This is a genomic window from Kitasatospora sp. NPDC094016, from assembly GCF_040304045.1.
Classification (GTDB): domain Bacteria; phylum Actinomycetota; class Actinomycetes; order Streptomycetales; family Streptomycetaceae; genus Kitasatospora.
The window spans coordinates 1-7893 of the sequence record NZ_JBEOUK010000091.1 but is presented as its reverse complement, the minus strand read 5'-3'; the positions used below and the strand labels follow the sequence as shown (position 1 = coordinate 7893).

The following is a 7893-nucleotide window of genomic DNA, read 5'->3' as shown; positions in this document are numbered from 1 at the left end:
AGAAGATCTACCCCAACGAGCCCGGCCGCAACGAACTCCCACCTACTTCATGACCGTTGGTCCACGACCGCTACACCACTTCAGGGGACACGACCCCCGCGAGCGCGGGGCCGATTCACCCTGCTCGTGCTGCCACAACGTCTGCGGGGAGCAATCCCCGCGAGCGCGGGGCCGATGACCCAGCCCCGGGCATCCGAACTGAAAACCCGGAGCAATCCCCGCGAGCGCGGGGCCGATCCGACATCACCAACGGCGGCCGCCCCGCCCAGGGAGCAATCCCCGCGAGCGCGGGGCCGATCTCCGCCGGGCGCTGCCCGGGGGCGTCCGCCGCGAGCAATCCCCGCGAGCGCGGGGCCGATACTTCCTGACCTGCGGTGATTAGCGGCCGAGGGGCCTGATTGATTTAGTTCGATCGGTAGCGGCCCCGTCGAACAGCCGATGCGTTGTTGCCATCTCTCCTTACCCCAGGGCTGGTTGTCAGTGTCGTGGCCTACGCTCTCGAAGCGTACTCGCACGTGGGATGTTGAGGACCGTTGGCAGTGGTACCCGCCCGCGGTCGGGAGCTGGCTGGGCGCGTTGTGGGGTGAGTCCGCCGGGCGGATGTGAGTGTGGGCGGCGGTCGATGCCGGGTACCGTCACGGTATGACGACCGGTGACTTCGTTGTGGTGACGGCGACCCATGACGACGAGACAAGGGCCCGTGAGCTCGCCTCGGCGGTGATCCGTGACCGCCTGGCCGCGTGTGCGCAGGTCTACCGCGTCCAGTCCGTCTACTGGTGGGACGGCGGGGTGCAGGACTCCGCCGAGTGGCGGATCGACTTCAAGTCCCGGGTGAGCTTGGCTTATCAGCTGTCCGCGCGCATCGTTGAGCTGCACTCCTACGACACGCCGGAGGTCGCCGGGTGCCGGTGATCAAACGCGAGCTCCTAAAGGGCGCACGCCGCCGGACCGGGCGGTGGCCGGACCTCTGATCAGCGTCTCCGACGAACACCCCCAGACCCGGTGACACCACCCCCAGGTCATGCCTTCGACAGGGGACACAGTCATGCCGGGCCCGGAGGCCAGCGGCCCTCTTGCAGGGCCGCTGAAAACATAACGGGGACTGCCCGGCGTAGGCTCGGCCTCATGCCCCTCCGATCGGTGGTGTTCGACATCGGCGAGACCCTGACCAGCGACACCCGTTACTGGGGAGACTGGGCCCGGTGGCTTGGCGTCCCCACGCACACGATGTCGGCCCTCGTCGGGGCCGTACTTGCTCAGGGCCGAGACAACGCGGACGCAATCCGGATTGTCCGGCCCGGCGTGGACGTGGCCGCAGAGTGGCAGGCCCGGCAGGAAACTGGCCAGGGCGACTTCCTCGACGAATCCGACCTCTACCCAGACGTCCGCCCGGCTCTGGCCCGTCTTCAGGAAGCCGGGCTGTGGGTGGGGATCGCGGGTAACCAGAACGCTGCGGTGACCGAGCTGCTGTACGGTCTTGGCCTGCCGGCCGCTGCGATCGTCACGTCCGGCGAGTGGGGAGTATCCAAGCCGAGCGCAGCCTTCTTCGATCGGGTGACGGCTTGGGCGCCGGGTGAGCCTCACGAGATCGTGTACGTCGGTGATCACCCGGCCAACGACGTCACGCCAGCTCGGGCGGCCGGCCTCCGGGCCGCGCACCTTCGCCGCGGTCCGATCGGGCTCACGTCGACCGCGCCCACTGCGGACTGGACCGTGAACTCGCTGACCGAACTGGCCGAGGTGCTGGTCGGCCAGTAGCAGGACCGCCCCGGCGGCGTGACCGCCGGGGCGAATCCGCCCGACGCCGTACAAGCGCCGGTACCGTTCCGAGTGCGACCACGGAACGGAGCCACACTATGCCCGGAACCACCGCCACCGCACTCGGTCAGCGAATCGAAACCACCCGCCTGGCCAGCGGGTTGACGCGTCGACAGCTGGAGGCGCTGTCCGGCGTCTCGTACAGCACGATCCGCAAGGTCGAAGGCGGCGAGCGGTCCCCGGGTGACGGAATCCTGGAGGCGCTGGCCCGTGCTCTCGACCGCACTCCGGAGGATCTGCTGGGCGGCCCCGGTCGTACCGACAGCCGGGTGCACGAGGCCATCCCCACCCTGCAGCGCGCGATCGCCGCGTACGACCTGCCGGAGGACGGCCCGGTCCGGTCGCTGCCGCTACTCGCGGCGGACGTCGAACGGGCAGTCGAGGACCGCGTGCAGTCGCGGTACGCACATCTCGCCGAACAGATGCCGCAGTTGCTCAGCGAGTTGTTCCGCGCAGTGGACCAGGCTCGGGGAACTGACCGCGAACGGGCCGCCCGCCTCCTCGCGCTGGCGATCAGGTCGGCGGACGCGGTGGCCTATAAGTACGGCTACGGCGACCTCTCGGGCCGACTGATCGAGCTGATGAGGTGGGCGGCATCGATCGCCGCTGATCCCGCCCTCGAAGCCGCCGCGGCGTACGTACGTATGGAGACGTTCTTCTCTGTCGGCCAGCTCGGCCCTGGCTTGCGGTCGCTTCGGACCGCCGTCGACCGGATGCCAGCCCCGACGACGGAGCCGCTCGCTGCGGCTGCTGCCGCCCTGCACATGCGCGCGGCGGTTGCTGCCGGCCGTATGCGGCGCGCGGACGAGGCGCGTGAGCACCTGCGAGCCGCCGAGGCGCTGGCCAGCCGGGTGCGGGAGCGGCTCTACGACGGTACGGCGGTCGGGCCTGACAGCCTGGAGGTCCACCGGTTGTCGGTGGCCGTGGAGTTGGGCAATCCGCAGGATCTCCGGGACGCGGTAGTGGCGGCGGCCCGCTGGGCACCACCGCGCGAACTGCCAGCTGAGCGCCGGTCGCACTACTACATCGACCTTGGCCGGGCCCAGATGTTCCTCGGGCAACCGCAGCACGCGAAGGAATCACTGCTGGTTGCGAGGCAAATCGCCCCGCAACACGTTCGCGAGCACGGCCAGGTGCGGACGGAGTTGGCCACGATGGTCCGGCTGTCGCGCGGTCGGGACGAGCAGTTGCTCGCTTTCGCTCGGTGGGCCAAGGCCGTGTAAGGGGGGGTGCCACCGGTTGTGGCACTTCCGGGGGTGCCCGACGGGGACGCTTAGAGGCACGACAGGGACACCGACGCAACAGGTTGTCGAGCCGGAGTCAACAGGCCCCGCGCGGCTCCACGGAGAAGCGTGCATCTGCTGTGGCATGCCCGAGCCGCCTCTGATAGCGGCTGGCCACGTCTACACGTCGACCGGCCCGACCACGGCGCCGCTCGGCGGGCCGGTTGTGGCCTGTACTTCGGGATGCCCAACCATCTCGACGGAGGACCAGTGAGCGAGCAGCATCCCCTGGCCACGGATTTCACCATCGTGGAATTCAGGCCCTACGCCGGTGTTCCTCGACAGCTCCGGGTGACCCCCGAGCAACTGCACGGCCAGGCCTGTATCGCCTGCACAGATGGCGACTGGACACACCTGGTCTACGTCGGACGCACCTATACCGACGCCCCGCCCGGGAACGCGCGGTACAGCCGGCCCGCTGTCGCTCACCCCGGATGCCTCAGGGTTGCCAAGTGAGCGCCGCCGGCGGAACACCGGTCGGCGTCGAGGAGCGGGTCGAGCTGGGCCTGCGCCTCGTCTGCGGGAACCGGGTTTGCGGCCGGTTCCTGCGGGACCTCACCGCGTTCGTCGCTGAGGTGGAGCACTGTTTGCCGCTGGATGTCCCGCGGGAGTCCTCGTGACCCCGTCGGACCCCTTCCTCACCTCCCTGTGGGACCAGGCCAGCGCGAGCACAGCCCACAAGGGCAGACTGCTCGCGGAGGCCGGCGTCCGACAGACCGGAGCGGTCCCCATGGAGGAGGCCAGCCAGTGGGTGCGAGACGCCACCACCACCATGGACCAGGCCCGGCAAGACGGCACGTTGCGGCTCTGCGCGCACTTGACCAGCATCCAGACCATGGCGCTGCTGACCGAGGACCCGCGCCGAGTCGTCTGCTGGTCCTGCTACACTGCGGCCCGAGCGACTCGGACCTGTTTGACCTGCGAGTCTCCGGCGGGTTCGGCGTCGCTGCTGGGCGGTGTCGAGTCGATCGTGCGCGGCCCCGCGGTGCTGTACTCGCGGGTCATCTGTGCGCCGTGTGCGGACCCCGGCCATCCGGTGGGGACGTTCGGCAACGGGTGGGGCTGAGGCCCCATCATGGGTGACCCGGCAGGACAGCCACAGAGAGGACGCCATGAGCGCCACCATCCCCCCTAAACGCCAGGGCGCCTGGAACCGGGGCCGCCGTGATACCGCGGGCCCGAACCGCGGGCGGCACCCCCTGATGTCGCCGCCCGGCGAGATCCCGATCCCGGCGGACGAGGAGATCGAGGAGGACGACATGACCCCGCAGAAGGACCTCAGCGGCGGCTCGGGCGGAATCGGCGGCCCGAAGGCACCGCCGGCGGCACCGAAGACCCCGCCGCCGCCGGCCGACCCGCCGCCGAACCCCGAGAAGTGACTCCCCGGTCGGTCGGCCGTACGGCGGTGCGGTCGGCCAGTGCTACTCGTCGAGGAACAGGCGCCAGGGCGGGATCCCGACCGTGCTGAGCTGGTCGAGCGTGACGAGGCCGGAGCAATCCCCGCGAGCGAGGGGCCGATGGCCACTGGGTGGTGTGCGGATCCGCCCCGCTGGAGCAACCCCCGCGAGCGCGGGGCCGATGACGTCCGGCTCGACCCCCGAGGCGCCCTCGTGGAGCAACCCCCGCGAGCGCGGGGCCGATGGGCGCGAGTACTCCCCGCTCGGCGACCCGGAGGAGCAATCCCCGCGAGCGCGGGGCCGATATGAACCCGGACGGGACCTGACCCTCCAACAGAGAGCAACCCCCGCGAGCGCGGGGCCGATTGTCGATATCGACGCCCGCCCGGTTGTCCCGCAGAGCAACCCCCGCGAGCGCGGGGCCGATGCGTCCGTCAGGGCCTCGGCTGCCTTCCTCAGCGAGCAACCCCCGCGAGTGCGGGGCCGATCGAGATGTACCTCTCTGAGCGTGGTCTCAGCGGGAGCAACCCCCGCGAGCGCGGGGCCGATTCACCCTGCTCGTGCTACCACAACGTCTGCGGGGAGCAACCCCCGCGAGCGCGGGACCGATTGCCGTCGCCTTGATGTTCATACCTGGTAGCCCGAGCAACCCCCGCGAGCGCGGGGCCGATCGCTCGATGACCGCCGCCATCTCGTGTCCCTGGGAGCAACCCCCGCGAGCGCGGGGCCGATGTGACCTGGACGGTGATCACGTGGCGGACGACGGAGCAACCCCCGCGAGCGCGGGGCCGATTGGGAGCGGATCGGCCAAGCCACGGGGTGGCCGGAGCAATCCCCGCGAGCGCGGGGCCGATTAGTCGTATTCCCCGTCGCCGTCGAAGTAGGTCGAGTAACCCCCGCGAGCGCGGGGCCGATCCTCACCGACGCCGAGTGCGATCTGATCGGAAGGAGCAACCCCCGGGAGCGCGGGGCCGATTACGTCTCGGTGCCCGCCGGCGGACTTCTGCTGGAGCAACCCCCGCGAGCGCGGGGCCGATGTGGCGCCGGAGTGGGCACGCTCGACGTGGGCGGAGCAACCCCCGCGAGCGCGGGGCCGATCGTGCCGGTGATCAGGCGGTCCGGCAGGTGGCTGAGCAACCCCCGCGAGCGCGGGGCCGATCCGACCGCACCCGCCGCTTCCGCCGCTGGTGCGGAGCAACCCCCGCGAGCGCGGGGCCGATGACTTCAGGCAGACCAGTGACGCCCTGGCCGGGGAGCAACCCCCGCGAGCGCGGGGCCGATCCATGGAGTGCGGGCTTCGCCGAACAGGTCGGGGAGCAACCCCCGCGAGCGCGGGGCCGATGCGGCGATCCCGGCGAACGTGGGCTGGATACCGGAGCAACCCCCGCGAGCGCGGGGCCGATGCCATGCCCTCCTCCTGGTGGGGCATCACTACGGAGCAACCCCCGCGAGCGCGGGGCCGATACTTCCTGACCTGCGGTGATTAGCGGCCGAGGGGCCTGATTGATTTAGTTCGATCGGTAGAGGCCCCGTCGAACAGCCGATGCGTTGTTGCCATCTCTCCTTACCCCAGGGCTGGTTGTCAGTGTCGTGGCCTACGCTCTCGAAGCGTACTCGCACGTGGGACGGTTGAGGACTGTTGGCAGCGGTACCCGCCCGAGGTCAGGAGCTGGCTGGGCGCGTTGTGGGGTAAGTCCATTGGGCAGAGTGCGGGCGGCGGTCGATGCCGGGTACCGTCACGGTATGACGATCGGTGACTTCGTTGTGGTGACGACGACCCATGACGACGAGACGAAGGCCCGTGATCTCGCCTCGGCGGTGATCCGTGACCGCCTGGCCGCGTGTGCGCAGGTCTACCGCGTCCAGTCCGTCTACTGGTGGGACGGCGCGGTGCAGGACTCCGCCGAGTGGCGGATCGACTTCAAGTCCCGGGCGAGCTTGGCTGATCGGCTGTCCGCGCGCATCGTTGAGCTGCACTCCTACGACACGCCGGAGGTCGTCGGGGTGCCGGTGATCACTGGATCCGCCGCCTACCTGGACTGGGTGGCCGCAGAGACGCGAAGCTGATCGGCAGTTACTCCGAGGAGGCCCGGATCTCGGCTCGAAAGGCCTGGGCCGTCGGCGATGCCGGGAGCCGGTCGGCCAGTGTGGACATCCGTACTCGACCTGTGGTCGTCTCGGCTTCGAGCGTGGCGGCGAGGGCGCGGCGCCCGATCTCGATGGCCTGGTCGACGGCGCCCGCCGTGAGGTAGCCGGCCGCGATGTCTCCGAGCACTGCGACCCTGATCTTCCGGTCGTCTTCGCCCAGGTCGGCCAGGGTCTGGTCTGTGGCCGCGCCGAGGTCTCGGTGTCGCAGCCTGGCGTAGGTCGCCACCGTCATTGAGCTGAGGCGCGCTTCGCCGAAGAGGGACATCCAGGCCGGAGCGGTGTCGGGCTCCGCGTAGTCGAAGGCAGTCCGGGCGCGGTCCAGTGCACGCAGTGCCGACTTCCCGTCGCCGTTCGCCGCGGCCTCCTCGGCTTCCCGTGCGGCGAGCCAGGCTCGGGCCGCTTCCAGGCCTCGGCCCCGGACATTCTCCTGTGCGGCGGCGAGCATCTGTCGAGTCGTTGCTGCATCCACCCCCGTACGAGGCGTAGCCCAGGGCGAGGGCATGCAGCGGGCCGTGTCCGGCGCGGTCGGCCGCGAGTCGAGCCGTCCGGTAGTAGTGACCGGCGCGCGAGTAGTCGCCCAGGTCCCGTAGGTCCATCCGGCCGGAGCCGTGGTCTCTCCAGCGGCGATGGTGAGCGCGACCCGGTGGGTGCCAGCGTTCGGAAGGACCGCAGTGATGCGGTCGACGTGTGTGGACGGCTTGGCGGCGAGCAGCCGAGCTGGGATGTGTTCCTCGTACTCGAACTGTCGTGTGGTGATCGAGGCCAGGGGGTCTACGGACATCTGATCGATGAGGCTGCCGCCGAGCGCGGAGGCGATTCGTTCCCACGGCTCGATGGCCGTGCCGGCCGATATGGCCGCCGCGCCGCAGGTGAAGCCGGGCCTGTCCAGAACAGATGATCCTGCTGGACACCGCTACCGGTTCACAGGCGTGGACCGAGGTGTCCGGCGCTGGCTTGCCGACACGGTCCACCAGCACGGGCCACCGCCGCTCTGGGACACGGTGGAACGTGCCTTCGAACGCTGGGAGACGGGCGAGTTCGGCCTCACGGCGAGCGGCGAGGACCAGCGGGTCTGGATCGGAGATCCGAGCGGCCCGAGCTGGCTCCCCCCCGGCATCGACGGCGACGGGGTGATTCCGATGTCCTCTGCTCGGCCTCCGAAGAAGCCGGCCTGGCCGGTCGAGGACGTCCGGGCCAGGCTGGCCAGGCGGGCCGTGCGGGCGGTGCGGCCCGAGGTGTGGGCCGTG

At 70.4% G+C, this 7893-nt stretch carries 8 protein-coding genes, 1 pseudogene and 2 CRISPR repeat arrays; of the genes and pseudogenes, 8 read left to right on the top strand and 1 reads right to left on the bottom strand.

The window, feature by feature from the left end; translation table 11 throughout:
- Positions 1 to 87: 87 nt before the first annotated feature.
- Positions 88 to 359: a CRISPR direct-repeat array (repeat unit 28 nt; unit sequence GAGCAATCCCCGCGAGCGCGGGGCCGAT).
- A 283-nt stretch (positions 360 to 642) separates the two neighbouring features.
- The 7 genes from cutA (ABT015_RS37710) to cutA (ABT015_RS37680) all read left to right on the top strand — a co-directional run bounded on the left by cutA (ABT015_RS37710) (position 643) and on the right by cutA (ABT015_RS37680) (position 6565).
- Positions 643 to 912 (top strand): divalent-cation tolerance protein CutA, encoded by a 270-nt coding sequence (cutA, locus tag ABT015_RS37710; RefSeq protein WP_350887818.1) that lies wholly within the window; start codon positions 643 to 645, stop codon positions 910 to 912.
- A 213-nt stretch (positions 913 to 1125) separates the two neighbouring features.
- Complete coding sequence (locus ABT015_RS37705) at positions 1126 to 1758, top strand: HAD family hydrolase (RefSeq protein ID WP_350887815.1); 633 nt, start codon at positions 1126 to 1128, stop codon at positions 1756 to 1758.
- Between the two features lie 98 nt (positions 1759 to 1856).
- Positions 1857 to 3041, top strand: coding sequence for a helix-turn-helix domain-containing protein (locus ABT015_RS37700; RefSeq protein ID WP_350887812.1), 1185 nt, complete (start codon positions 1857 to 1859; stop codon positions 3039 to 3041).
- 512 nt (positions 3042 to 3553) lie between these two features.
- On the top strand, positions 3554 to 3721 hold the full coding sequence (locus ABT015_RS37695; protein WP_350887809.1) for a hypothetical protein: 168 nt from the start codon (positions 3554 to 3556) through the stop codon (positions 3719 to 3721).
- Positions 3718 to 4167 (top strand): hypothetical protein, encoded by a 450-nt coding sequence (locus tag ABT015_RS37690; protein WP_350887806.1) that lies wholly within the window; start codon positions 3718 to 3720, stop codon positions 4165 to 4167. The genes ABT015_RS37695 and ABT015_RS37690 overlap by 4 nt, the downstream gene beginning before the upstream one ends.
- Before the next feature lie 46 nt (positions 4168 to 4213).
- Positions 4214 to 4480 carry a hypothetical protein gene (locus tag ABT015_RS37685; RefSeq protein WP_350887803.1) on the top strand — a complete coding sequence of 89 codons (267 nt, stop codon included), beginning with the start codon at positions 4214 to 4216 and terminating at the stop codon, positions 4478 to 4480.
- A gap of 111 nt (positions 4481 to 4591) precedes the next feature.
- A CRISPR array of direct repeats spans positions 4592 to 5962; the repeat unit is 29 nt; unit sequence GGAGCAACCCCCGCGAGCGCGGGGCCGAT.
- Between the two features lie 279 nt (positions 5963 to 6241).
- Positions 6242 to 6565, top strand: a complete 324-nt coding sequence (gene cutA, locus ABT015_RS37680) for a divalent-cation tolerance protein CutA (protein WP_350887800.1) — start codon at positions 6242 to 6244, stop codon at positions 6563 to 6565.
- 7 nt (positions 6566 to 6572) lie between these two features.
- Here the strand turns inward: cutA (ABT015_RS37680) and ABT015_RS37675 are convergent, their stop codons facing one another.
- Positions 6573 to 7148 carry an NsdA family TPR-like regulatory protein gene (locus ABT015_RS37675; protein ID WP_502897511.1) on the bottom strand — a complete coding sequence of 192 codons (576 nt, stop codon included), beginning with the start codon at positions 7146 to 7148 and terminating at the stop codon, positions 6573 to 6575.
- 286 nt (positions 7149 to 7434) lie between these two features.
- On the opposite strand from ABT015_RS37675, the pseudogene ABT015_RS37670 reads away from it, so the two are divergent.
- Positions 7435 to 7893, top strand: a pseudogene (locus tag ABT015_RS37670) (hypothetical protein); the annotation flags it as partial.

Excerpts from the sequence above, each read along its gene's own strand:
- ABT015_RS37700 (WP_350887812.1), top strand. The coding sequence starts at position 1,857 with ATGCCCGGAACCACCGCCACCGCACTCGGTCAGCGAATCGAAACCACC.
- cutA (WP_350887818.1), top strand. The coding sequence starts at position 643 with ATGACGACCGGTGACTTCGTTGTGGTGACGGCGACCCATGACGACGAG.
- cutA (WP_350887800.1), top strand. The coding sequence starts at position 6,242 with ATGACGATCGGTGACTTCGTTGTGGTGACGACGACCCATGACGACGAG.
- ABT015_RS37685 (WP_350887803.1), top strand. The coding sequence starts at position 4,214 with ATGAGCGCCACCATCCCCCCTAAACGCCAGGGCGCCTGGAACCGGGGC.
- ABT015_RS37675 (WP_502897511.1), bottom strand. The coding sequence starts at position 7,148 with ATGCCCTCGCCCTGGGCTACGCCTCGTACGGGGGTGGATGCAGCAACG.
- ABT015_RS37705 (WP_350887815.1), top strand. The coding sequence starts at position 1,126 with ATGCCCCTCCGATCGGTGGTGTTCGACATCGGCGAGACCCTGACCAGC.